We start from the raw sequence: 24,715 nt of genomic DNA, 5'->3' as shown, positions 1-24,715 counted from the left end.
CGATTTCAACACACTAATCTATTTTTTCGTGTGACACCATTTATATATAAATGCTGTTATTACTTTTGTAAATTCAATTAACTGTTCTACTTCAACTTTCTCATTTATTGAATGAGCTTCTTCTAATGTACCTGGTCCGTAAATAACAGCTGGAATATGAAATTCACTAAACCAACCACCATCCGTTACCGTTGCAGACATATCTAAAATTGCATTTTTAGATAGAATTGATTCGTGTACTGAGCTAAGAGTTTTTACTGCTTCATGTTCACTATCTACTTCTAAAGAAGGGAAAATTTCGCCACGATCCACAATCATTGATTCTCCGCCCCACTTAAATTGTGGTGGATTTTCACTTAACCATGGATCGGCAGCCGCTACTTTCTCAATATACTCTTCAATTTCTTTTATTATTTGTTCATGTGTTTCATTCGGATAGAAGTGCACCGTTATCCATAACCGGCACTCATCCGCAATAAATGCTGCATGCCGTCCGCCTTCAATAACAGCTGGGTTAATTGTTGTTGTTCCAGATGGATAACCTTCATATGTTTTCATAACTGCCCAATGACGCTCTAATTCTTGTAAACTTTGCACAATTTTCATCATTTTTTCAATCGCACTCGCTCCGAATAAACGTCCTCCAGCATGAATCATTTGCCTGCGTGTTGCATCATGAAACGTCTGGGGGCTTTTCACAGTAATCCATCCAGTAATTACGCCGCCCTGTCCTTGCATATGTAAATCACTTGTATCCACTACGACTGCAAAATCAGCATCATAACCTCTTTTGCAGCATTGAAGTGCACCTGCTTCTCCAACTTCTTCCCCAATTACTGATTGAAAGATTAAATCTCCAGGTAATTCAATTCCAGCTTCTTGTAACAGTTGAATAGCAAATAGTGCTCCAGCCAGTCCTCCTTTCATATCCGCCGCACCACGTCCAACTAACCAACCATCTTTTATAAATGGCTCAAACGGATTGGTTTCCCACGCTTCATCTACCGATACTTCTGCTACATCCACATGTCCATTAATAATAAGACTTTTATGTGTGTCACTTTCTAGCCCTTTTCTCACCCCAACAACGTTCGGGTCATTCGGATATACATCCCATTTATCAACACTAAAATTTCGTTTTTTTAGAAAATCTGCAACAAATTCTTGCGCCTCATTTGTGTTTCTCGCCGGCGGTGCTGGTGTTTCAAAACGAATTAAAATCTTTGTAAGCTCTAGTAACTCATCTTTTCGTAAATCAATCTGTTCTAATAGCTGTGAAACTTCTTGATTCATCGCTAGTTCCCCTTTGCATACATAGTATGTTTCCAGCTTTATTGTCACAAAAAAAGAGACTGTTTACAATTTTACAGTCTCTTTTTTTAGCATAAGTTTCTAATATATTTACAAACTTTCTGCCTCTGTTGTATTTGTTTTTTCAATATGTTCTACCTTACGTGCCTTATTTCTTGTCGCACGGTAAAACAGTAAACAAACAATCATAAATGGAATACCACAATATAATGCCATTCTTTGTTCTGGAATAAAAGCCATACCAACAATTACTGTTACATTTAATACTAACGCAAGCAGTGGTACGAATGGATACAGCGGTGTTTTAAATTTCAAGTCCTTCACATCCCCGCCCTGCTTAATGTATGACCTTCTAGCCAACAAGTTAGATAGAGCAATAGATGCCCAAACTAATATCGCCCCGAACCCGGCAATAGAAAGTAGCCATAAATAAACTGTATCTTCCGCATAAATACCTGATAGTAATGAAAGGCAACCTACAATTGTACTTACAATCAATGCATAAATAGGAACACCATTTTTAGATAACTTACCGAAAATTGGACTAATCATTCCTTGATTAGACATAGACCATAGCATACGAGAAGTTGCATATAATCCTGAATTCGCAACGGATAGAACCGCTGTAATAATAACGAAATTTATAATATCGGCTGCATAAGGAATACCAATTTTATCAAATACAACTACGAATGGACTTTCTATCACTCCCGCTTGCTGCCAAGGGAATAAGCCTGCAAGAATGAAAATAGATAATACAAAGAACACAAGTATACGCCAAACTGTATTATTAATTGCCTTCGGAATCGTTTTCTCTGGATTTTCACTCTCTCCAGCTGCAATACCAACTAGTTCCGTTCCTTGGAAGGAAAAATTAACTGCAATCATCGTAATTAAAATGGCTGATAATCCATTTGGAAACAACCCACCATAATCAGTAAAGCTAGAGAACATCGGTGCTGGTTCATTTCCTTTCATATCTAGAAAACCAAACATTGCTGCCCCGCCTAAAATAATAAATGCAATGATTGTAATTACTTTAATACTTGCAAACCAAAATTCAACTTCTGCAAAACTTCTTGAAGATAACGCATTGATAGCAAAGAGAAGCACCGCAAACGCTACACACCAAATCCATGACGGTACATCAGGAAACCATCGTTTCATTAAAATACTAACTGCAATCAGTTCAATACCTATCGTAGCAGACCAGTTTAGCCATGACATCCAGCCGACTACATAACCCGCTGCAGGGGAAATGTGCTTTGTAGCATACGTTTGATAAGATCCTGCGTCAGGCATCGCAACAGCTAACTCTCCAAGACAGAGCATCGTTAAATACATAACAAATCCTCCAACAAGATACGCTACAATCGCTCCTCCAGGCCCAGCTTCATGAATTGTATACCCAGATCCTAAAAAAAGACCGGTACCAATAACTCCTCCAAGTGCAATCATAAAGATGTGCCTGCTTTTCAATTCCCTTTTTAACCCTTGGTTTTGATCCATCATATAAATCCCCCCTTTTCACTTTGGAAACCCATTTCATGTAAGCGTTTTTAAAAATGTTCATAATAAGAATAATTATTGAAAAGAGCAAAATACATAGTATCAATCACTACCTGTTATTAAAAGATCATCCCTCACTGTTATTAATAACTTTTTATCAGCGATAGCTTGTCCTTCTACTACTTCTAATGATTCGATATATCCACTGATTCCTACTTTAATTTCTACTTTCTGTTTATCTATTGTTTCAATTAACGCTAATTTCTCCCACTCGTATACGTAAGAACTTTCCGTAACAAATAACTTCTCTACTTTCCCGTAACAAGGACTATACACGCCTTCTATAACCATCTTCACTTTATAAACTCCTCCTTCTTATTAATCGGTACTGAAACGTTGCATATCCCTCCTTTAGAGATTTCAACTATTATTTATGCAAAATGCGTACCAATCTCCAATTCCTATTTAAAATGAAGGTTTCTCAAAAAAAAATCTTCATAACCGCAAAATTTTTCTATCATTTGAGAAGTTTTAAAGGGAAAATAGCAAAAAAATTTTGCGATTTTATAAGAATTTTAATAAAATTATAAAAAGTCAGTCTTCATAGGGTGAAATGAGGAGAAGATAATCTATGCGTACAGAAGAAATTAATTTTAAACAGATCATTGAAATGAATATGCTATATGAAACTTTACTCAATGAGCTCGATATCGGGATTCATATTATTAATGAGGAAAGTAAAACGATTATCTATAACCGCAAAATGATGGAAATTGAATCAATGGAACGCTCAGATGTGCTATATAAAAGTCCTTTAGAAGTATTCGCATTTGAAGAAAATAAAAATAGTACTCTAATAGAGGCATTAAAATTAGGAAAAACAAACAAAAATATAAAACAAACGTATTTTAACAATAAAGGGCAAGAAATTACAACAATTAACAATACTTTCCCTATAATAGAAAACGGAAAAATTAAAGGCGCTATTGAAATTTCAACAGAGATTAGCCATTTCAAACAAACAATGAAAACGAACCTTTCTCGAAAACAAAATAATAAGTTTACCTTTGATCACATAATCGGTGATTCTAATGCTATTCAATCTGTCATTACAGAAGCAAAGAGAGTAATTCGTACATCCTCATCCATACTTCTCGTAGGAGAAACAGGGACCGGTAAAGAACTATTTGCACAAAGTATCCATAATGAAAGTCAACGTTCAACAAAACCATTTATTTCACAAAACTGTGCCGCTATACCTGATACACTCATGGAAAGCTTATTATTTGGTACGAACCGAGGTGCATTTACAGGAGCTATCGATAAAGCTGGTTTATTTGAAGAAGCAAATGGAGGAACTTTGTTATTAGATGAGATCAACTCATTAAGTCCAGCACTTCAAGCGAAGTTACTACGAGCTATACAAGAAAAAACAATACGAAGAATCGGAGGCACACAAGAAAAAGAAATTGATGTTCGTATTATAGCAACTATTAATGAAGATCCTCTTGAAGCTATTACACATAATCGATTACGGGAAGACTTATATTACCGATTAAGCGTCGTTACTTTATGTCTCCCGCCTTTACGTGAACGAAAAGAAGATATTCCTGATCTTGTGCAGCACTTTATCGAAAAGTACAACATTCAATTTGGACTTGGCGTAACGGATCTAGATGTACATGTAAGAGAATTCTTGTATGCATATGATTGGCCTGGAAACGTACGAGAATTGGAACATATCATTGAAGGTTCGATGAATTTAGTTGAAGATGAAAATATCATTACAGCGTTTCATCTTCCCGCTCGCTTTCGTGAACAAATAAAAAAAGAATTCAATATGCAACCTTCCCTAACTAATAACGAGGATGATGCACCTAAAACGTTAAAGCACACAATAGAGACAATGGAGAAGAACTACATCAATCAAATTCTGACAGAGTATCACGGTAATATCTCACAGGCTGCAAAGTTTTTAGGATTAAGTAGGCAAAACTTACAATATCGAATTAAAAAATTGCATTTACACATATGAAATGAAACTTTAATCAAATGTAGGATGAATCCGCTTCCAAGCGCAAATGAAAATTGGGAAAATATGCTGCAATAAACATATAACATACTAGAAAGGAACGATATATATGAGTAATGATAACAAATTAAAGTTATTACAATACTTAGCCTTCTTCCCTACCCTTGTATGTATGATGTTACTAGTTGATATGAATGCTTATCCTTATGCAAAACTATTAGCAACAATTAGCGGCTCCTTTGCAGCTATTATGCTTGCTGCTTTTTGGAATTTGAAGATACGTATGAAGAAAGAAAAATCTTCTTAATGCCAAAACAATAAAAAAATCGAGCTTACAAAGCTCGATTTTTTTATTGTTTATTAAAATTCAACATTCTCCAAATACAAACCACTCGCCTCAGCAAGACAATTAATTTGATTACGTTGTTTTTCCTCTAAAATATTTGGGATTGCGTCCGCATCTAATTGTCCTAATCCAACTTCAATTAATGCTCCAACAATTTTTCGTACCATGTTATGAAGGAATCCGTTACCACTTACTCTAATTTGTACAAATCCTGCTTCTTCCATCACTTCAAGTGTATATACTTCTCGAACCATAGACTTTTTCTTTGATTTCGCATTTGAAAAAGCAGTAAAGTCATGTGAACCAACTAAATGTTTCGCAGCTTCTTTCATGCTTTTCACATTTAATTTTTTATTCACATGCATGCTGTATTTACGCATAAATGGATTTGTATGCTCTTCATTCCAAATTTTATAAAGATATGTTTTTGCTTTAGAATTATAACGGGCATGGAAGCGATCTTGTACTTCTTCTACATTCGTAATGCTAATATCGTTGGGTAAATATTGATTTAAATATTTTTTCACTTTATGTTCCACTAACTTCTCATCACTTTGAAAGTTAGCAACTTGATTCAAAGCATGTACACCCGCATCTGTTCTACTACAACCGATAATTTCAATTTCTTTTCCGATCATTTCAGATATGACACTCTCGATTTTTCCTTGAATTGTATTATCGTTATTACCGAGACGTTGCCATCCTTTAAAACGTGCACCATCGTACTGAATCGTTAATTTATAATTATTCATTTTACTCTCCTTCATAGAAAATATTCCCTCATATCGTGAGGGAATATGAATACACTTTACTTTCTAACAAGCTTCACTACATTTTCTACATGGGCTGTATGTGGGAACATATCAACTGGTTGTACATATTCCACTTCATAACTCTTCATTAATGCTTGTACATCACGTGCTAATGAAGAAGGATTACAAGATACGTAAACAACTTGTTTTGGTTTCACTTTTAAAATTGTTTCCAGTAATTTATCATCGCAACCTGTACGAGGTGGATCGACAACAATTACATCTGGACGCCATCCTTCTTTTACCCATTTCGGTAACCATTGTTCAGCTTTACCTGCTTCATATTTCGTATTTGTAAATCCGTGACGCTTCGCATTTTTTCTTGCATCTTCAATCGCTTCTGGAATTACATCCATACCACGTACTTCCGCTGCATCATTTGCAAGCCAAAGACCGATTGTACCAACACCACAATAAGCATCTACAATTTTCTCATCGCCTGTTAAAGCAGCTGCTTTTTTCGCTTCATCGTATAAAACAACTGTTTGTTCTGGATTTAACTGGAAGAATGCACGTGCTGATAATTCAAATGATAAATCACCTAGTGTTTCTTGAATTACTTCTTTTCCAGCTAATTTAAATGTTTTATCACCGAAAATAACAGATGTTTTACGCCAGTTTACGTTTTGCATAATTGATTTAACAGCTGGCATCTGTTTTTGTACTTCTGCGATAAATTGATCTTTATTTGGTAATTCTTCTTTTGTTGTAATAAGTGTAACTTGTACTTCCCCTGTTTGAACTGCAGTACGTGTCACAATTGTGCGTACTAAACCTTTTTGTTTTTTCTCATTGTAAATAGAAACATTTAATTTTTCTAATATACGTCTTACAACTTTTGTCGCTTCATTCGTTGCTTTATGTTGAATCATACAGTGAGCAATATCAATTAACTGATGTGAATTTTGCTTATACAGCCCTGTAATAACCTTTTCGTCTTTACGTCCCACTTGTAATTGACTCTTATTACGATAATGCCATGGGTTTTCCATACCAAGCGTTGGACGAATTTTTTCTTCCAAGCTGTTGTTCATATACTTCTCGAATGCTTGTACGACGATATCACGCTTTTGATTTAATTGTTCTTTATAATCTAAATGTTGCAGCTGACAACCGCCACACTCTTCATATACCGGACATGGTGCTTTCACACGATGTGGTGAAGCTTTACGAACTTTTTTCACTTTCGCTTCAGCGAAGCCACGCTGAATTTTCGTTGTTTCAGCAACAACTTCTTCTCCTGGTAATGCCCCTGGAATGAAAACAACTTGTCTCTTAAAATAACCAACGCCTTCTCCGTTAATCCCAAGACGTTTAATTGTCACAGGAAACGTTTGACCAACTTCCAACTTACTCTCATGTTGCTTTTGTATCATTATTACACCTCTACTCTATACTTTTCCATAAATATAACGCTGCATAACTGCAGTATGGTTCACACTCTTGTTTCACTTTTTCTAAAAATGCATCATCAGGTTTATCATCTAATTGAAATACACCTTGCACTGCACGCTGAATCCCAATGTCCGCTTTCGGAAACATATTTTTCCGTCCAAGCCCGAACATTAAAAAATTTTGCACTGTCCATGTACCAATCCCCCTAATTGGTAACAATTGTGCGGAAACCTCTTCATCCGCCCTGGTTTCTATACTCGCTAAATTTAATGTACCGCTGACAATACTTCGACCTAACCCTACTATATATTCAGCCTTTCGCTGACTAAACTTCTGCTCCCTCAATTCTTCTATTGAAATATTTGCTACTATTTCTGGAGTGGGGAAAAAGAATACACCGTTCTTCTCTGTTCCATATCGTTTCACAAACTGTTCTGTTAACACAGTAGCAAATTTCAAATTTATTTGTTGATGAATGATACAGCGAAGAAGACAAGCAAAATAATCAAACTCTAAAATAATTGGAGTATAAGCATATGTTTCAAATAGTGGACGTAATGATGTGTTTAAAAAATGATTTTGTATATCTTGAAACGGTTCATTCCAATGAAAAATGGCCCTCATTCGTTTCATGACTTTCTCTTGATCTCCTGCCTGACTAGAGATCCAAAACTGTGGATTTTGAACAGTACCAATCCCTTGCAAGCGAACAACAATCTGTTCCTCGTCTATACAAAGCGGGACATAAATGACTTTCTCATCTAATTGAATGACGTTAAGAGGATCAAAAGATAAACGTTTTAATACCTCTTCAAAATGATACGGATACTCTAACGTAACATGTTCGCTCCACATACGTTTCCCCATCCTTTTTACACATCATTATAGCATGAGAAAACCGCAAGCATACATGCTTACGGTTGATTGCTTTTTACTAAGTCATCTAGACTTTTAAAATGATACCCTTTCTCGCGCAAATCATCAATGATTTTCGCAAGTGCTTCTGCATTATCTTTTGATATTGCATGAAGTAATAAAACAGATCCTGGATGAATCATCGTCATTACATTATTATGTGCATATTGCCATCCTCTTTGCTCGTCCACTTTCCAATCCAAAAATGCAAGTGACCAAAATACATTATAATAGCCCATTTCTTTCGTAAGAGCCAACGTTCTTTCACTAAATACGCCGCGCGGCGGACGTACATATTTTACTTCTTTTTGCCCAGTTACTTTTTTAATCTCTTCCGTTACACTCGTTAATTCTTCACGAAGTTTCGCATCATTTACCGTTGTAAAATCAGGATGACTCCACGAATGATTTCCAATAATATGTCCTTCATTCTTCATTCTTAATAACAAATCTTTTTGTGTTTTAATATAATGACCCGTTACAAAGAAAGTTGCCGGTACTTTTTTCTCTTTTAATACATCTAAGATTTTCCCTGTGTATCCATTCTCGTACCCATTATCGAATGTTAAATAAATATCTTTTTTCTTTGTATCCCCTAAATAAAACCCACCATTTTTTTGTAGTAAATCTGTGTATAACTTTCCTGCATCTGGTACTGTTTCATTTTTAGGACGCGGGATTCCCCAGTTATGTGGAGTATTTGTATAAGCTAATGCTGAAACTGGAACAAGTGCCATCATAATTGAAAAAATGAGACCGATATATAACCATTTATATTTCATAAATAGTCTCCTTTCCATATATAATCGTACTTGTAGTTTCTGTTGCCGTGCATTCTTTCATGCTGAACATGTTTTTCTATATATACCAAAAAAATGCATCTCGAATCATTCGAGATGCATTTTTGTTTACTTAAATACTGGCTCTTTAAAGCTAGCTAATTTTTCAAGTGATGTTTTATCAACATCTGCATGTAAGCTATTACCATGAGAATCCATCGTTACAACTGCTTTAAATCCTTCGATACGTAAATGCCACATTGCCTCTGGAATACCAAATTGTAAGAAATCAACATCTTTTACTTCTTTAATACATTCGGCATAATATTGCGCTGCACCGCCAATTGCATTTAAATATACACCACCGTGCTCTTCTAAAGCCGCTAATGTTTTTGCACCCATACCACCTTTTCCAATGACAGCGCGAATACCGAATTTCTTCATAATATCGCCTTGGTACGGTTCTTCACGAATACTTGTCGTTGGACCTGCCGCTTTAATTTGCCAGTTTTCATTTTCATCTTTCACGACAACTGGACCACAGTGATAAATAACTTGTCCTTTTAAATCTACTGGACAATCGTTATCCATTAAATGCTTATGGATTGCGTCACGACCTGTATACATCATGCCATTAATTGTTACAACATCACCAACGCGAAGTTCACGAATTTGCTCTTCTGTAATTGGTGCTTGTAATACAATCTCACGTTGCTCTGTTTTTTCTTGCGCTTCTTGCTGAAGTGTATCCTCACCTTCTTGATATAGCCAATCCATAATTTCACCTGTTTCAGGATGGATTGTTACGCCAAGGCGGCGATATGCCCAGCAATTATACGCAACAGATACGTAGAAACTAGCTGGCAGACGATTATACACGCCAATTTTACAACCAAGTAAAGTTGTTTCTCCGCCAAATCCCATCGTACCAATGCCAAGCTTATTCGCATTTTCTAATACGTACTCTTCAAGTTTTTGTAACTCTGGTACTGGATTGACATCATCTAATGTACGGAATAATTGATTTTTTGCTAATTCGTAACCTGATGTGCGGTCTCCCCCGATACCAACACCAATTACACCTGCACTACAGCCTTGACCTTGCGCTTGATATACAGCATGAAGAAGGCATTTACGAATCCCTTCTAAATCACGGCCAGCGCGTCCAAGTCCTTCTAATTCACACGGTAAGCTATACTGAATATTTTTATTCTCACAGCCACCACCCTTTAGGATTAAGCGTGCATCAATATAATCTTTTTCCCATTGTTCAAACTTAATAACCGGTGTACCTGGTCCTAAATTATTTCCACTATTGTCTCCAAAAAGAGAATCAACAGAATTGGGACGAAGTTTACCATCTTTTGTCGCCCGCTCAAGCGCATTATAGATAGCTTCCTTCAAATGTAATTGATTCACACCAACTGGTGTATAAATTTTAAACGTTGGCATCCCTGTATCTTGGCAAATTGGCGAGATGTTATCATCAGCCATTTTAATATTATTCGTAATTGTGCCAAGTGCCATCGCAGAACGAGTCCCTGCATTTTCTCGTTCTTTCGCTTGTTGAATCGCACGACGAACATCTTTCGGTAAGTTCGTTGACGTTTCAACAATTAGTTGATACATGCTTTCTTGAAGCTTTTCCATTGTTACTTCCCCCTCAATTGTGAACGCTACCAAAACGTTATGAGCTGAAAATTCCATCGTTATGCTCTTCAGCTTTTTATTTGTTTCACGCTATTAAAGCATAAATGAAATTTTTCACAACTTGATTATACCTTTTTTTCTACCGTCCTTCTATTATCCATACAGAAAAAGGCTGCCAATTTTGCATTGGCAGCCTTTTTAATATATTATTCGTCTTTTTTAAATTGCTCACATTTTAATTCTAATTCATCTAACATCGCAAGAAGACGATCTACATCTTCTAACTCTACTTCTTCAGGTTCAATTGTATCAATTACTTCAATGAACATATTTAAACGTTCTTTTAAATATACTAGTTGTGAATCTTTATCTTCAATTGCTTTTCCCATGAAGGCACTCTCCTTTTAATTCGAGATGCTTTTATTATACCGCAAAAATGATTGCTATGGGCATGAAATTTCATCAATTTGTCACAGCCATTCATTCAAATGTAAGCCCTCTCTCTTTTTTCACAAAAAAGTTTCACTTTATAAAAAGTACATATTCTTCTATTATAGAGAATGGACAAATTGTTATTTCAATAGTCAAAGGAGTATTTCATATGACGATATCACAAAAAATGAAGCCGATTACTCCTTCTTACGATCCATGGGAAGCGTATATGGACCTTGAAGAGTACGGCAAACTACTATTAACAAACGTTGAGTTTACAACGACAACGTTATGCAATATGCGTTGCGAGCATTGTGCTGTTGGTTACACATTACAGCCGAAAGATCCAAATCCGCTTCCTATGGAACTTTTATTAAAACGATTAGATGAGATTCCTCATTTACGTTCTTTAAGTATTACTGGCGGAGAACCAATGCTTTCAAAGAAATCCGTCGACAACTATGTAACACCACTCTTAAAATACGCTCATGAACGAGGCGTTCGCACTCAAATCAACTCAAACTTAACTATAGATTTAGCACGTTACGAACAAATTATTCCTTATTTAGACGTATTGCATATATCTCATAACTGGGGAACAATTGATGACTTCGTTGAAGGTGGATTTGCAATGATGGAACGTAAACCTACTTATGAACAACGTGCAAAATTATTTGAACGAATGATTACAAATAGTAAAGCTCTATCAGATGCAGGTGTACTCGTATCAGCCGAAACGATGTTAAACAAAAGGACTCTACCGCATATTGAACATATTCATCGTCAAATTGTCGAAGAGATGGGCTGTAAACGTCATGAAGTTCATCCAATGTATCCAAGTGACTTCGCGAGTAATCTAGAGATCTTAACAAAAGCTGAAATTCGAGATGCAATTGAGCATTTACTAGAAATTCGCGATGAAAATGTATGGATGTTATTTGGAACTTTACCTTTCTACGCTTGTAGCGATGACGAGCGAGACATCGCCACATTTAAGAAATTACAAGAAAGCAAAAATGTAACAGTTCGTAACGATCCAGATGGTCGTTCTCGTTTAAACGTCAACATTTTCGATGGAAATATTATTGTAACTGATTTCGGTGACGTTCCTCTTCTAGGTAACGTACAAACAAACACACTACAAGAAGCGTATGACAAATGGAGTGCTTCAAAAACAGCACAATCATTAAGCTGTCACTGTCCTGCAGTAAAATGCCTTGGACCAAATGTTCTTGTAAAAAATAGCTACTATCCGACAGAAGACTTCTTATCAAAAACAGCAAACATAACATTTTAAAGTTCAACTTTAATCAGTGGGGGTTTTGTTCATTCCCCACTGATTATTAGTTGAACCAATTGCCCACAAATAGCGGGATAAATAAAAACGTCAGCTTATAAGCTGACGTTTTTTCATATTATTGCGAGTGAGAAGAAGAAATGAATTTAAAATACAAATGATCATGAATTGGAATAGCAGCTCCGATTCCTTGTGAGGTAATATTTTTTACTACAAGCCTCTTTTGATTTCCTTTTAACACAAGGTACACTTCTCCAAATGTTACTTTTCCTTTTTCATTTACTGCTGGTGTATAAGCGTATAAATATCCAAGTTGACTCGGACTAATATTATACACACGCTCATGTCCAGTACCATAACCAATGGTCGTTTTAAATGCAAGTGGCAATTGTACTTTTTCAAGTGCTTTGAGAAGCATCATTTTTTTCACATCCGCAGTATTTTTCATATCTGCTGTTAAATCACCTTCAACCGTCTTTTGCGTTTCTTGCTTATAGCGTAGCGGATATAAGCGATCTCCTCCGCGATTATCGTACACATTGCGATTTACTTGTTTATATTCCCAATTAATCGACGTATCAACCGATTCATAATTTAAAGCCCATTGACCTAGATAAATCTTCGCTCGGTACCCTACCGCAAGCGGCGCATTCGAAATTGTCGTTTCATTAAACATTCGAATTAAGTCCGGATTTTCAATTTTAATATTTGCTGTTTTCAATAGTTCTTGAGCAAACTTACTCGGTTGTAAGCGCGGCAAATCTTGCGCATCATTTGGAAACGTATTGTCTTTAGAAATATTTAAAACAGATGAAGGCATTTTTGTTTCTACCGTTGTCTTTGCAAAACTCATGTTAGGAAATAATAGAATAAACGAGACCATAGTTGAAAGACATATGCTGTATACTCGTTTCACCTGTCTGGCTCCTTCCTATGTAAAGGTATATATACTACTTTGTTTATTGTTTTCTCTCAATACAATTGTTATGCCTATTTTTCATAATAAATAAAAACCAATTCCCATAATGACATACGCCGCTAATAAAGTACCGCCTTCAAACCAATTTGTATCTCCATCATTTGAAATCGCAATCGTTAAGAAAACAGCTGTAATCATAGAAACAAGTTCTGGTATTGTAAATACTAAAGGCATCCTTTGTGCAAGGAACATAGAAAGCAGTACTAATACAGGAGCAACAAACATGGCAATTTGCAACGTAGAACCGACTGCAATTTCAACTGCAATATTTACTTTATTTTTATACGCCATAATAATTGCAGATGCATGTTCCGCTGCATTCCCAACAATTGCAACGATAATAACCCCTATAAATAACTCTGACCAACCAAATGACTTTGCAACTGTCTCAAATGTATGCACAAGCGCCTCTGACACATAAGCGACCGCAATTGTCGCTATTGCTAAAATGAGTAGCGCTTTACCTTTCGACCACTCTGGTTCTTCCTCATGAGCTACTTCATCCGTTTTATGTTGATATACACCACGATGCGTAACGAGCTTAAATAGCAGTGCAGCAAGGTACATAATAATCATAATGATAGAAACACCGATACTTAATTGATACGTCTTCCCAGCATCCATCTTCATTGAAAAAATCTCTGGAATAACAAAAGCTACTACTACCGCAAAGATTAATAAAGCTGAATTATGCCTTGCATCATATACATTAAAACTTTGTCTTTTGTATTTAAGCCCTCCTATAAAGAAGGATAGCCCTCCTACTAATAATAAATTCCCAAGTACAGAACCCGTTAAAGAGGCTAATACAACCTCAATTAATCCCGCCTGAAGTGCAAAAATCGAAATAATTAGTTCAACAGCATTACCAAAAGTAGCATTTAATAATCCGCCTATTCTAGGTCCAGAGACAATTGCCAAACTTTCTGTCGCTCTCCCCATAAAACCCGCTAAGGCGATAATAGTAATGCAATACACAGCGAACATAATTGTTTGAGGCCAATGAAGCATTTTTCCAAGTACAGAAAGTGGTACCCCGATCAGCGCTACTATAAGAAATATTTTATTAAACATGCTTTTCATCCTTCCATCGTATGTATTTCTCCTCGATATTATTATTATTCTTCTCCTAACTTGTCCGATTTCATCACAATTACGTTTAAAAAATCGGATTGAAGAAAACAGTATAAAAGATATTTAAATTATCTTGTTTAAACGGAGAAAACAATAAATTATGAACAGGGGTTAAAAGCATGCATTTAAAAGAAAAAATTGAAACTATTATTTGCGGTCAACGAACTGGTGTATTATCTACTGTACGTGAAAATAAGCCTCATAGTACCTTTATGATGTTTTTCCACGAAGATTTTGTGTTATATGTTGCAACAGATCGGAAATCAAAAAAGATAACAGATATCGAAAACAATCCAAATGTACATGTACTACTTGGACGTGAAGGAAAAAAATTAGATGAAGATTATATTGAAGTTGAAGGCTTAGCCTCCATCGAGGAAGACTCCACATTAAAAAACAAGTTTTGGAATAATAGCTTAAAACGCTGGTTACTTGGTCCTGAAGACCCTAATTACGTATTAATAAAAATCAATCCCGACACAATTTATTACATCGATGGTGCTGGTACGACGGAGCCCGAGTTTTTACGACTATAAAATAAAACAAGCCCCCTTTAGGTGGGCTTGTTTTGTCGAAAAGTTCTTCTGAAAAAAACAATAAAATAGGTGGAACTTTCTAAAGATTCTGTTATATAATAGCAGTAACTTAAATAAACTGTATTAAAACAGATTGAGAGGAGAAATCAAATTGATGAAAAGAGAAGAACGCAAAAACATGATTGAGTTTATTGAAAAGAAAAAAGGGATTGAGCGTGATGAATTATTGTTTATGACAGACGATGAAGTAGAACATATTTATAATGTAACGTACTTTTTGTATGAAGAAATTGCAGAGTAGTATAATAATCCCCACCTTATTAGAAATATAAGGTGGGGATTATTTCGTTATTTGCGGAGCGGTAAAATCCCACTGATTAAAGTTTCGCTTTATACGTGAGAATGGTTTTCATGTATAATAATGTAAGATTGGAGGAATTTTACTATGAGTTCATGGCTCTTATTCGCACTATTATCAGCAATCGCTGCTGCCCTTGTATCTATTTTCGGAAAGATTGGTTTAGATGGAATCGATGCCAATGTTGCAACAACGGTTCGTTCTATTATTATGGCATTATTTATGGTGGGCGTTATTATTATCCAAGGTAAATTTCAAAATATCAGCGACGTACTGCTAAATAAAAAAGCACTGCTCTTTATCACATTAAGTGGGGTTGCAGGTGCTTCGTCATGGCTATTTTATTTTCTTGCCCTTAAAACAGGGAAAGTTTCACAAGTGGCTCCTGTCGATAAATTAAGCGTCGTATTTTCTATCATCCTCGCGATGATTATACTCGGTGAAAAGTTAAACTTTATGACTGGCGTTGGTGTAGTCTTTATTACAGCTGGTGTATTATTTATTGCTTTCAGCTAAAAAAACCGCTAATAGCGGTTTTTCTTTTTCTTTATATAAAACCATACAATACATGTAACAACTACTGAAATGAATAAAATCCATACTCCGTAATGATGTAGGCTATACTCAACGAAACGCCACTTCTCTCCTAACTTCCAGCCAAGTCCAATAAAAACACTTATCCAAATAAGCGCACCACCGTAAGCGTACAAACAAAAACGCCAAAGTGTTAAATTCGACATCCCAGCAAAATATGCTGTTAAATGACGTACTCCCGGGATAAAGTAACCAATCATTAAAAGAAATGGTCCATATTTTTCAAATAAAATATGCGTTTTTTCAATGTGATGTTCTTTAATTCTAATCTTCGGTCCATATTTTTTTAAAACAGGGAGTCCAAGTTTTAAACCTAATATGTAGCTTAATGTAATACCTAACATCGCACCAGCCATCCCGCTTAAAAAAGCAGCAGTTCCTGACATAACTCCTTTAGAAACATTATAACCAACGAAGGTCAATAAAAACTCGTCTGGTATCGGTAATCCAACAATTCCACCGGCCAACGCTATAATAATTCCAAAATACCCATAATGCGCGATTAACTCGCCAATATGTTGTTCCATTCGGAAAACACATCCTATGCACGATCGTTATTCCACATTGTGCCCTTTCTATCTTTCAGACAAACATGGTATACATATTCACTATACATTGTTTTTATAATGAACTCTACTTCTATCCATTCCTTTAGCAGGAAGAAAGTGAACCATTAATCAGTGGTGATTTGTTCATCCTAACTAATTTTTAGCACACACCAATTGTGCGCCCGACTCCCTCCTACTTCCCTTGTATTCACCGCTTTTTAAAGTGCTAGTCTTATTATCTGTAAATAGTGGGATTAAAAAATAAAAATTCATATGCTTGTTTTTTTGTTACAATAAAGGAAAGTTACTTTTCGCAACGGTTTAACTCTCAGGAAAAATGATATATCTAGCAAAAACATAGTTTGGTCGATATAATGCAACTTCTACCTATTAAAAGAACATACACCCTTTACATACAACATCATTTTTCTAAATTATACAGGGGGAACGAACATGACCATTGAAAATCAATTTATCCAAAAGGTTTACTATAAAACATTTTTAACAGAAGAAACTTCTACTCCAGTATCAGAAGTACTCGGTGAAGCATATATAAATGAATCTACAAATGAATTCTCCAACATTTCTAATATCCGCTTTGCTCAAGGTGAATTTTATTACCAAAATAAAGACTTTGAAGCAGCGATATTTAAATGGGAGAAAGTAAATAACGAACTTGCACTTTGGGCAACCAAAAATATTGCAGATTCTTATTTTGAACTAGGATTCTTGCCAAAAGCAGAAGAGATTTATCAATCTATTCAAACGGAAGATACAACTCTTACAATGGAAGTTTCCTTACAACTTCTTTCTCTGTACATCGAACAAGATCGTTTAGGTCTAGCATTTAAGACGATTAGTGAGGCCGTTGCATTTCAACCTGACTATCCTAATATTACTGCAATTGCTCGCTCATTCTATGAAAAACAAGAAGATTGGAATAATGCTATCGAACTTGCCGTTCAAGAAGGAATTCGAACAAAATCGTTACACTGGTTCGATACTTTAATCAATTATGTGAATCAAGGATTCACGAAACAAATCAAACCAGAATATTTCTATGAATCTTTAAAAGCATTATATGCAATTGATCAAGTCCAATTTAAAGAACTTGTTATTGCGCTTTGGAACAGCTATCAAAATGAAAACTTGCATCTACCTTGGATTCAAACAATAAATCATTTATTCTTACATATTGAAACAGACAACAATGACGATTGGCATGAAATTGTTGAACGCTATCAAGATACGTACTTTGAGTTAATTACTGGTGAGCATTTCATGCATGAAATGCAGGGACTTGTACCAGATTTATTAACCAATTGGTTTAGTTTAACGAAAGCAAAAGATGCCCTATTTGTCTCTGCTGCAGTGTTAGCATGGAATGAAGTTTCACCTACAACTTTAGAGTCATTACTCGTAAAAAGTGCGGGAGCCCTACTTTCTAATTCAACAGCTGAAACAAATGTAAATATGGAAACAGTTTCTCATTTATTCGAAACAATTGCTGTATGGGCTGAAAAAAACGATGTGGATTTAAGTCATCAATTTACGTTACTCGTTCACGAACTGTGTGATTTAAATGTTACACAATTACTAATAGCGGGAACTAGTGACCAGGATAAATCATCATTCATCAATTCTATACTAGGAGAGAACATCTTAACTGAGACTGTAACAACTCCTATTCTATTTAAAGATGATAGCCAAACTGAAATAACAGAATTCACTGCGTTAGATGTACACAATATACCTAGCTTTGATGAATTCCATCAAAGAATGGCTACACCTTCCGAATCAGAACTTGAGAAAAAATGTATAGAAATTAAGTTACCAAGTAGATTTTTAAGAAAAAATAAATTTGCATTTCTTGTTACGCCACCTGTTCAAGGGCAAGTGGATAAAAACAGCTCATATTTTGAATACTTACAAGCAGCAGATAGCCTTATTTACGTATTAAATTCTTCTTCACCATTACATGGTGAAGAACTTGATACATTACTTTATTTACGTGAACAAGTGCCAAATTTACAAATTCATTTCGTATTACACACAAATAATACGACCAATAACGAAAAACTAATGAGTAAAATTAAAGTCCATTTCCCAAATGCACAGTTCTTCCCATACTCTCCTTCACAAGAGAGTAGCCAGCAACTTGGAGACGTGACAGAGTCTATTCTTTCTAATCTAGCAGAACGTAACATGGAACAAGAACGTATAGAAAAACTAATATGGTTTACTCAAAAGACAATCGCATACCTTGTAAATGAACGTGTGGAGTTAGAAAATACATTAGTGAAATCCGTACGCTGGAATAAACATATCTCAGTTAAATTAAATGGATTTATTAACAACCTTACTGCTCTTGAAAAAGATAAAATTCGTTCTATTACAGAATCTTATCTTTTAACGAAAGAAGAAATCACACGAGATATCCATTCTCAAATTCCTGAATTATTACAGAGTTGTTCTGACCTCGTTCAAGAAGATAGCGACTTCAAATTAGTTCATGAAGAATTAAATACTGCGATGAACGAACGAGTTCAAAAACATGTACAACAAGTGCTTCTTCCTAAATTTACTGGTTCTATTCAGGAATGGATTGAAACAGCTCATAATGAATTTATTCAAGCTCAATCTTATTTAGATGAAATGAGTGAAACGTTTAATAAATTATATAAAGAAGAACGCATGAAACTTCCTTGTGATTTCAAATTACTAGATGACTGGCATCGAGATGTTGTACGCATGACAAATAGAATTACAGTAACGAACATCAATATTTTATTACGCTTTACACCGACACAATTTTTCTTAAAAAGTGCGGGAAAACTATTTGGTAACATGCAAAAAAATCAGTCTATGCTCGCAAACAAATATAAACAATACATTGAAACGGAAGACTATACGGAAATTGCTCAAACAATCTCAAAACAATTCTTCCTTCAATTTGAAGTATTTGAAGGCGCATTAGAACGAGATATCATGATGTTCTTTAAAGATCCACTTAGCATATTGAAACAAAATGTAGAAGCAGCTCAACTTGAAATACAGGAAGACGAGCAAACATTAGCAACATTAAGAAGCAACCCAGAAACTTATCACGATCCGTTAGCATTCTTTAAACTGCAACTATTGCAACACAAATTCGTTTTAAGTACAAACAAAAACAATGAAGACGTCTATGAATTTAATGAGTCTCCTACGATTTAACATAAAAAACCAAGCAAATTTCAGTTTGCTTGGTTTTTTACTTTAATTCATTATTTTCATATGTTCAAATGGATAATAAATTGCCGCTAATTCTCCTAATACATCTTCTCTATCAATAAGTCCTAAACCATTTCTACTATCTCTGCTTATTAAGCGATTATCTCCCATAACAAAAATCTTATTTTTAGGAATTGTAATCGGTCCAAAGTCCTCTGTTAAATTCATAAGTTTTTTTTCAGCTTGTTTTTTATTACTATACAAATACGCTTCCTGTGTCACTTCATGATTCACATATAATTGATCATTTCTCACCTCGATTACATCGCCAGGCAAACCAATAACCCTTTTCACATAAAAATTATCCGTCTTCACAACAATAATATCTTCTCTCCCATAACTTTCAAACTGCTTTGCTAACTTATTAACAATCAGCTTATCCCCATCTTGTAACGTCGGCTTCATGGACGCTCCTTTTACAGTCGTAGGAAAAAACACAAAAATTTTCGCTAAAAACACTAACAAACATGCAATTGCAATTGTTCCAAAGAATTCACGCAAACGTTTTTTCTTTTGCATCATTCCACCATCTCATCATCTTTTTACTTTTATTATAAGGAATTCAACTGTAAAATTTCCACAAAATTCTGAATTATAAAATTGTAATATTACAAACTTAAAAATAACATCCTCATAAATTTATTATTTTTATATACCATAATCTATATTTATCTCACTATTTGCGAGCAGTAAAAAAGATACTCTCAAAATAGTCTATCCACTATTTTGAGAGTATCTTTTTATATTCCCACATATACAATACACATTTGAGCCGCTACATATGTAAACCAAATCCAAAGTGGTTCATACTTTAATTTGCGTCCTCCAATATCTGTCACACCTATAATAAAATCAGAAATCACAAATAGTAAACCACCAAAAGCCGGTATCCACCATATTCCTATATTCTCATAGTATAGGGCGAATGCAAAGCAAGCCATTCCTCCAACCCACAATCCGTAAATTAGAGCTCCTATCGTAAACAATTTATCTTGTTTATCATTTCGTATAAAAAAGAACCATCCTATAATTAGAAAGAGTCCGTATACGAGTAAACCAATCCAAAAACCATTCCATGAGATGCCTGTTTGCAAAAATGCTTTTACATAAAAACAATGCGCAAGGGCAAAAGTAATCATACCTCCAATTAATCGATGACCAATTGGAATCAAACCTGCCATAAATAAATCTCCTACAGTTGATAACGTCATACCTAGTGCAACCCACGTACTATACTCTACTGATGGATCTTGTAACCATATCCAAATTGCACTTGCTGTTAAAGAAAAACTAAGAATAAGACGCACCGCTAAAGGTAACGGCATATTATTTCTTGTTTTTTTTGTCTGTCCTATTGCGTACATTGCACCAATTAAAAAAAGAATGATTTGTCCAATTAACACCATGTAAAATAGATTCATAACATGTTCTCCTCAATAAATGCTTTTTGTATCTTTTTTCGTTACACCTAGTCTATTATCCTTTTTCTATATAAAAAAAGAAGAACAGTACTGTTCTTCCATTGTAATCGTTTTCCTGTTATCTATGCTACTTGTTTTTCGTTCGCCCTTTTCTGCTTAGCTGTCGTTCGATTCACCACGATAATTCCCGCGGCTACACATGCCAAACCGAATAATACAAATGAATGAATTGCTTCTCCTAAAATCATGCTCGATAATAACACACCAAATACGGGTATAAAGAACATGTACATTGATACTTTTCCAACCTTGTTATACTTCATAATTGTATTCCAAATGCAAAAGCCTGCTGCGGATAAGAAAGATAAGTAGAGAAGCATAAGTATTGCATGTACACTAAATGTAAATGGCATGGCTCCAACTTGCAAAGCCCCTATACATAATAGCCCGATAGAACCAAAAATCATTTGGTATGCTGTCATATAGCCAACATCTAATGTTTTGCTACCTTCTTTCGCCAATATGTTTCCATATGAATACAACATTGCTGCACTAAGAAGTAATAAGCTACCGATTCCGAAATGGAATGACAAACTACCATCACTCGGTACATTTACTAAAATGACACCACAAAAGCCGATAGAGACCCCAATTATTTTTCTCATATTGAGAGCGTCATCTTTATATAAAAAGTGAGCGAGTAAAATTTGAAAGAATGATGATGTTCCTGAAATGATAGCTCCTTCAATGCCAGAACTATAACTCATTCCAATATAAAAACATATATATTGAAGAAATGTTTGAAATAAACCAATTTGTACTAACTGTTTCCCCGTTCCTTTTTTGAAGCTCATATCTTTTCCTAATACTTTAAAGAATAATAAGAGCATGACTCCAGATAAAAAGAAACGATAACCAGCAAATAATATTTGCTCCCCAACTTCTTGTGGCTGAATTCCAAGTTCAGCATAACTTAATTTAATAAATGGGAATGCGCTCCCCCATAAAAAAGTCGCTACTATTGCAGCAATTAGTACGCCAATCGGATGGGTAAAAAATTTCTCTGTCTTCACTTGTTGTCTTCCTTCCCGATCTTTATATGAACAATATTCATATATACCAAAGGTATTGCGAAAACACAAGTTTTCCGTTTATACTTGAAACAAAACTGTGCCATCTTATAAAAAGATATGATATACTATAGAATAATTACAACATAATAACTATTAAAATCAGATTCAACAGAAATGCTGCTATCCATTATGGATGGCAGCTTTCGTCGTTTTATAGGGGTTTCGATTTTGATTCTTTTTCTCAATAAGAATTTGGAAGGAGCGAGTAGAATGAACTCAGAAGTAAAAACATTACAAGTACAAAAGTCTATTTCTCATCCCTCTTTATGGGATACATTAAAGAAACATCATGAACTTATATTTGCAATCGCATCTGGTATTTTCATTTTAGCTGGTTGGTTATTCACAAAGAACGATGCAGTGAATGTAGGCATTACTTGCTATATCCTTGCTTATATAGTTGGTGGATATGCAAAGGCGAAAGAAGGTATTGAAGATACAATTGAAGAGAAAGAGCTAAATGTCGAAATGCTCATGCTCTTCGCTGCTATCGGTGCTGCAATCATTGGCTACTGGGCAGAAGGCGCGATTTTAATCTTTATCTTTGCACTGAGCGGTGCGATGGAGTCTTATACATTAAGTAAAAGTCAAAAAGAAATTTCAGCGCTTCTTGATTTACAACCAGAAGAAGCATTACGTATTTCTAATGGAACCGAGGAACGTGTTCCTGTTGGACGATTACAAATTAACGACATTATTTTAATTAAGCCAGGTGAGCGCGTTCCTGCTGACGGTACGATTCATAACGGTGAAACAAATATCGATGAAGCAGCAATTACTGGAGAACCTATTCCAAATGAAAAAAAATATGGCGATGAAGTATTTGCCGGTACTGTAAATTTACGCGGTGCTATCGAAGTTAAAATTACGAAGCCGAGCGATCAAACATTATTCCAAAAGATTATCCGTCTCGTCCAAAGTGCACAAAGTGAAAAATCACCATCACAACTATTCATCGAAAAGTTTGAAGGAACATACGTAAAAGGTGTACTACTCGTTGTTGCGCTTATGATGTTCGTCCCTCATTTCTTACTTGACTGGAGCTGGAATGAAACGTTTTATCGCGCTATGATCTTACTTGTAGTCGCATCTCCTTGTGCACTCGTTGCTGCCATTACACCAGCAACATTATCTGCAATTTCTAACGGAGCAAGAAATGGAATTCTCTTTAAAGGTGGCATACATTTAGAACGCCTCGCTTCAGTAAAAGCGATCGCCTTTGATAAAACAGGAACATTAACACAAGGAAAACCTACCGTAACAGATGTATATGTTCGAGAAAGTATGACAGAAAAAGAAGTACTTTCTATTACAGCATCAATTGAAAGTCACTCTACACACCCTTTAGCTGAATCTATTGTTAAATATGCACAACATGCGTATGACATTGCATTAAAAAAACCAGAAAATGTTGAAGATGTAACTGGTTTTGGACTCAAAGGAATATTTGAAAACAAAGCTTATAAAATAGGTAAAGCTGATTTTATCGGTGAAGAAACAAAGACATTTCATAATGGTATTTCTGCCTCACTTGAAAAAGAAGGTAAAACTGTCGTTTATATTAGTGATGAGAGAGGCATTCTTGGACTTATCGCTTTAAAAGATACACTTCGCCAAGAAACAATAGCTGCTATTCGCGAATTACAAAGCATCGGTGTCGAGGCAATTATGATTACTGGAGATAATGAAGAAACGGCAAAAGCTATTGCCTCTGAAAGTAATATAAAAGAATATTACGCATCATGCTTACCAGAAACAAAAGTTGAAACGATTAAAAAGCTAAAGGAAAAATACGGGACAGTAGCAATGGTCGGAGATGGTATAAATGATGCCCCTGCACTCGCTACTGCTAGCATTGGTGTAGCAATGGGAGAAGGAACAGACGTAGCTTTAGAAACTGCAGACGTTGTACTTATGAAAAACGAATTATCTCGACTTTCTCAAGCGATCCGCTTATCAAAACGAATGAATCGTATTGTAAAGCAAAACGTAATCTTTTCACTAGCTGTAATTGCAATGCTGATTTGTTCAAACTTCTTGCAATTTTTAGCTCTTCCATTCGGTGTTATTGGGCATGAAGGAAGTACAATTCTTGTCATTTTGAATGGCTTACGATTATTAAAAGGAAACAAATAAGAAACGGGTCCCTCATAGAGGACCCGTTTTTTTTAATGGTAGCTATTATGCCCGTTCGCACTCCCACTCGTTTTATGCTTTGGATGCGAACTACTCTTTTGTTTATTGTTATTTTTATTGTTGTG

At 35.3% G+C, this 24,715-nt stretch carries 23 protein-coding genes; 8 read left to right on the top strand and 15 right to left on the bottom strand.

The window, feature by feature from the left end:
• Positions 1 to 18 precede the first annotated feature (18 nt).
• From CER22_RS21965 to CER22_RS21955, 3 genes are all read right to left on the bottom strand, one after another.
• Positions 19 to 1,341, bottom strand: coding sequence for an acetylornithine deacetylase (locus CER22_RS21965; RefSeq protein ID WP_142291667.1), 1,323 nt, complete (start codon positions 1,339 to 1,341; stop codon positions 19 to 21).
• 60 nt (positions 1,342 to 1,401) lie between these two features.
• Positions 1,402 to 2,823 carry an amino acid permease gene (locus CER22_RS21960; RefSeq protein WP_000969239.1) on the bottom strand — a complete coding sequence of 474 codons (1,422 nt, stop codon included), beginning with the start codon at positions 2,821 to 2,823 and terminating at the stop codon, positions 1,402 to 1,404.
• Between the two features lie 99 nt (positions 2,824 to 2,922).
• Positions 2,923 to 3,177 (bottom strand): biotin/lipoyl-containing protein, encoded by a 255-nt coding sequence (locus CER22_RS21955; protein WP_000784766.1) that lies wholly within the window; start codon positions 3,175 to 3,177, stop codon positions 2,923 to 2,925.
• A gap of 274 nt (positions 3,178 to 3,451) precedes the next feature.
• Here CER22_RS21955 and CER22_RS21950 point away from each other — a divergent pair, with 274 nt between their 5' ends.
• Together CER22_RS21950 and CER22_RS21945 are read left to right on the top strand one after the other, a co-directional pair.
• Positions 3,452 to 4,855, top strand: coding sequence for a sigma-54 interaction domain-containing protein (locus tag CER22_RS21950; protein WP_088061645.1), 1,404 nt, complete (start codon positions 3,452 to 3,454; stop codon positions 4,853 to 4,855).
• A 106-nt stretch (positions 4,856 to 4,961) separates the two neighbouring features.
• Positions 4,962 to 5,159 (top strand): hypothetical protein, encoded by a 198-nt coding sequence (locus CER22_RS21945; RefSeq protein WP_000063921.1) that lies wholly within the window; start codon positions 4,962 to 4,964, stop codon positions 5,157 to 5,159.
• Between the two features lie 53 nt (positions 5,160 to 5,212).
• Here CER22_RS21945 and truA read toward each other — a convergent pair whose 3' ends face one another.
• The 6 genes from truA to CER22_RS21915 all read right to left on the bottom strand — a co-directional run bounded on the left by truA (position 5,213) and on the right by CER22_RS21915 (position 11,138).
• Positions 5,213 to 5,950 carry a tRNA pseudouridine(38-40) synthase TruA gene (truA, locus tag CER22_RS21940; protein ID WP_075313210.1) on the bottom strand — a complete coding sequence of 246 codons (738 nt, stop codon included), beginning with the start codon at positions 5,948 to 5,950 and terminating at the stop codon, positions 5,213 to 5,215.
• Between the two features lie 56 nt (positions 5,951 to 6,006).
• A complete protein-coding gene (gene rlmD / locus CER22_RS21935; RefSeq protein ID WP_000615214.1) occupies positions 6,007 to 7,386 on the bottom strand; it encodes a 23S rRNA (uracil(1939)-C(5))-methyltransferase RlmD in 1,380 nt (459 codons plus the stop codon).
• Positions 7,387 to 7,396: 10 nt separating this feature from the next.
• Complete coding sequence (locus tag CER22_RS21930) at positions 7,397 to 8,260, bottom strand: DNA-3-methyladenine glycosylase family protein (RefSeq protein WP_000269433.1); 864 nt, start codon at positions 8,258 to 8,260, stop codon at positions 7,397 to 7,399.
• Between the two features lie 59 nt (positions 8,261 to 8,319).
• Complete coding sequence (gene pdaA, locus CER22_RS21925) at positions 8,320 to 9,102, bottom strand: delta-lactam-biosynthetic de-N-acetylase (RefSeq protein ID WP_000875960.1); 783 nt, start codon at positions 9,100 to 9,102, stop codon at positions 8,320 to 8,322.
• A gap of 126 nt (positions 9,103 to 9,228) precedes the next feature.
• Complete coding sequence (gene fumA / locus CER22_RS21920) at positions 9,229 to 10,749, bottom strand: class I fumarate hydratase (protein ID WP_000413499.1); 1,521 nt, start codon at positions 10,747 to 10,749, stop codon at positions 9,229 to 9,231.
• A 206-nt stretch (positions 10,750 to 10,955) separates the two neighbouring features.
• Entirely contained in the window at positions 10,956 to 11,138 is a 183-nt protein-coding gene (locus CER22_RS21915; RefSeq protein WP_000513547.1) for an SE1561 family protein, read from the bottom strand.
• Positions 11,139 to 11,350: 212 nt separating this feature from the next.
• Here CER22_RS21915 and yfkAB point away from each other — a divergent pair, with 212 nt between their 5' ends.
• The gene (gene yfkAB / locus CER22_RS21910) at positions 11,351 to 12,478 is read left to right on the top strand and encodes a radical SAM/CxCxxxxC motif protein YfkAB (RefSeq protein WP_000156029.1); all 1,128 of its coding nucleotides are present in this window, start codon (positions 11,351 to 11,353) and stop codon (positions 12,476 to 12,478) included.
• 118 nt (positions 12,479 to 12,596) lie between these two features.
• Here yfkAB and CER22_RS21905 read toward each other — a convergent pair whose 3' ends face one another.
• A complete protein-coding gene (locus tag CER22_RS21905) occupies positions 12,597 to 13,394 on the bottom strand; it encodes a YfkD famly protein (RefSeq protein ID WP_088061643.1) in 798 nt (265 codons plus the stop codon).
• A gap of 81 nt (positions 13,395 to 13,475) precedes the next feature.
• Positions 13,476 to 14,531 carry a calcium/proton exchanger gene (cax, locus tag CER22_RS21900; protein WP_142291666.1) on the bottom strand — a complete coding sequence of 352 codons (1,056 nt, stop codon included), beginning with the start codon at positions 14,529 to 14,531 and terminating at the stop codon, positions 13,476 to 13,478.
• Positions 14,532 to 14,710: 179 nt separating this feature from the next.
• Here cax and CER22_RS21895 point away from each other — a divergent pair, with 179 nt between their 5' ends.
• The 3 genes from CER22_RS21895 (at position 14,711) to CER22_RS21885 (ending at position 16,001) form a co-directional block, all read left to right on the top strand.
• Positions 14,711 to 15,127: a pyridoxamine 5'-phosphate oxidase family protein gene (locus CER22_RS21895; protein WP_000550224.1), complete on the top strand. Its 417-nt coding sequence runs from the start codon at positions 14,711 to 14,713 to the stop codon at positions 15,125 to 15,127.
• A 154-nt stretch (positions 15,128 to 15,281) separates the two neighbouring features.
• Positions 15,282 to 15,428: a BH0509 family protein gene (locus CER22_RS21890; protein WP_000817786.1), complete on the top strand. Its 147-nt coding sequence runs from the start codon at positions 15,282 to 15,284 to the stop codon at positions 15,426 to 15,428.
• 144 nt (positions 15,429 to 15,572) lie between these two features.
• On the top strand, positions 15,573 to 16,001 hold the full coding sequence (locus tag CER22_RS21885; RefSeq protein ID WP_088061639.1) for an EamA family transporter: 429 nt from the start codon (positions 15,573 to 15,575) through the stop codon (positions 15,999 to 16,001).
• An 8-nt stretch (positions 16,002 to 16,009) separates the two neighbouring features.
• Here CER22_RS21885 and CER22_RS21880 read toward each other — a convergent pair whose 3' ends face one another.
• Entirely contained in the window at positions 16,010 to 16,606 is a 597-nt protein-coding gene (locus tag CER22_RS21880; RefSeq protein ID WP_046953695.1) for a DedA family protein, read from the bottom strand.
• A 474-nt stretch (positions 16,607 to 17,080) separates the two neighbouring features.
• On the opposite strand from CER22_RS21880, the gene CER22_RS21875 reads away from it, so the two are divergent.
• Positions 17,081 to 19,843, top strand: coding sequence for a tetratricopeptide repeat protein (locus CER22_RS21875; protein ID WP_088061637.1), 2,763 nt, complete (start codon positions 17,081 to 17,083; stop codon positions 19,841 to 19,843).
• A gap of 42 nt (positions 19,844 to 19,885) precedes the next feature.
• Here the strand turns inward: CER22_RS21875 and lepB are convergent, their stop codons facing one another.
• The 3 genes from lepB to CER22_RS21860 form a co-directional block, all read right to left on the bottom strand.
• The gene (gene lepB / locus CER22_RS21870; protein ID WP_087982334.1) at positions 19,886 to 20,422 is read right to left on the bottom strand and encodes a signal peptidase I; all 537 of its coding nucleotides are present in this window, start codon (positions 20,420 to 20,422) and stop codon (positions 19,886 to 19,888) included.
• A gap of 218 nt (positions 20,423 to 20,640) precedes the next feature.
• Complete coding sequence (locus CER22_RS21865; RefSeq protein WP_088061635.1) at positions 20,641 to 21,321, bottom strand: lysoplasmalogenase; 681 nt, start codon at positions 21,319 to 21,321, stop codon at positions 20,641 to 20,643.
• A 122-nt stretch (positions 21,322 to 21,443) separates the two neighbouring features.
• On the bottom strand, positions 21,444 to 22,394 hold the full coding sequence (locus CER22_RS21860) for a DMT family transporter (RefSeq protein WP_088061633.1): 951 nt from the start codon (positions 22,392 to 22,394) through the stop codon (positions 21,444 to 21,446).
• 270 nt (positions 22,395 to 22,664) lie between these two features.
• On the opposite strand from CER22_RS21860, the gene CER22_RS21855 reads away from it, so the two are divergent.
• Positions 22,665 to 24,590: a heavy metal translocating P-type ATPase gene (locus CER22_RS21855; protein WP_088061631.1), complete on the top strand. Its 1,926-nt coding sequence runs from the start codon at positions 22,665 to 22,667 to the stop codon at positions 24,588 to 24,590.
• The last annotated feature ends 125 nt before the right edge of the window (positions 24,591 to 24,715 follow it).

The sequence above is a fragment of the Bacillus sp. K2I17 genome, from assembly GCF_002209985.1.
Classification (GTDB): Bacteria; Bacillota; Bacilli; order Bacillales; family Bacillaceae_G; genus Bacillus_A; species Bacillus_A wiedmannii.
This window is presented reverse-complemented; position numbering and strand designations above follow the sequence as displayed.

Bases quoted from the DNA above. Each gene is read 5' to 3' on its own strand.
- CER22_RS21960 (WP_000969239.1), bottom strand. From the start codon at position 2,823: ATGATGGATCAAAACCAAGGGTTAAAAAGGGAATTGAAAAGCAGGCAC.
- CER22_RS21950 (WP_088061645.1), top strand. From the start codon at position 3,452: ATGCGTACAGAAGAAATTAATTTTAAACAGATCATTGAAATGAATATG.
- CER22_RS21945 (WP_000063921.1), top strand. From the start codon at position 4,962: ATGAGTAATGATAACAAATTAAAGTTATTACAATACTTAGCCTTCTTC.
- truA (WP_075313210.1), bottom strand. From the start codon at position 5,950: ATGAATAATTATAAATTAACGATTCAGTACGATGGTGCACGTTTTAAA.
- rlmD (WP_000615214.1), bottom strand. From the start codon at position 7,386: ATGATACAAAAGCAACATGAGAGTAAGTTGGAAGTTGGTCAAACGTTT.
- CER22_RS21930 (WP_000269433.1), bottom strand. From the start codon at position 8,260: ATGTGGAGCGAACATGTTACGTTAGAGTATCCGTATCATTTTGAAGAG.
- pdaA (WP_000875960.1), bottom strand. From the start codon at position 9,102: ATGAAATATAAATGGTTATATATCGGTCTCATTTTTTCAATTATGATG.
- fumA (WP_000413499.1), bottom strand. From the start codon at position 10,749: ATGGAAAAGCTTCAAGAAAGCATGTATCAACTAATTGTTGAAACGTCA.
- CER22_RS21915 (WP_000513547.1), bottom strand. From the start codon at position 11,138: ATGGGAAAAGCAATTGAAGATAAAGATTCACAACTAGTATATTTAAAA.
- yfkAB (WP_000156029.1), top strand. From the start codon at position 11,351: ATGACGATATCACAAAAAATGAAGCCGATTACTCCTTCTTACGATCCA.
- cax (WP_142291666.1), bottom strand. From the start codon at position 14,531: ATGTTTAATAAAATATTTCTTATAGTAGCGCTGATCGGGGTACCACTT.
- CER22_RS21895 (WP_000550224.1), top strand. From the start codon at position 14,711: ATGCATTTAAAAGAAAAAATTGAAACTATTATTTGCGGTCAACGAACT.
- CER22_RS21890 (WP_000817786.1), top strand. From the start codon at position 15,282: ATGAAAAGAGAAGAACGCAAAAACATGATTGAGTTTATTGAAAAGAAA.
- CER22_RS21885 (WP_088061639.1), top strand. From the start codon at position 15,573: ATGAGTTCATGGCTCTTATTCGCACTATTATCAGCAATCGCTGCTGCC.
- CER22_RS21880 (WP_046953695.1), bottom strand. From the start codon at position 16,606: ATGGAACAACATATTGGCGAGTTAATCGCGCATTATGGGTATTTTGGA.
- CER22_RS21875 (WP_088061637.1), top strand. From the start codon at position 17,081: ATGACCATTGAAAATCAATTTATCCAAAAGGTTTACTATAAAACATTT.
- lepB (WP_087982334.1), bottom strand. From the start codon at position 20,422: ATGATGCAAAAGAAAAAACGTTTGCGTGAATTCTTTGGAACAATTGCA.
- CER22_RS21865 (WP_088061635.1), bottom strand. From the start codon at position 21,321: ATGAATCTATTTTACATGGTGTTAATTGGACAAATCATTCTTTTTTTA.
- CER22_RS21855 (WP_088061631.1), top strand. From the start codon at position 22,665: ATGAACTCAGAAGTAAAAACATTACAAGTACAAAAGTCTATTTCTCAT.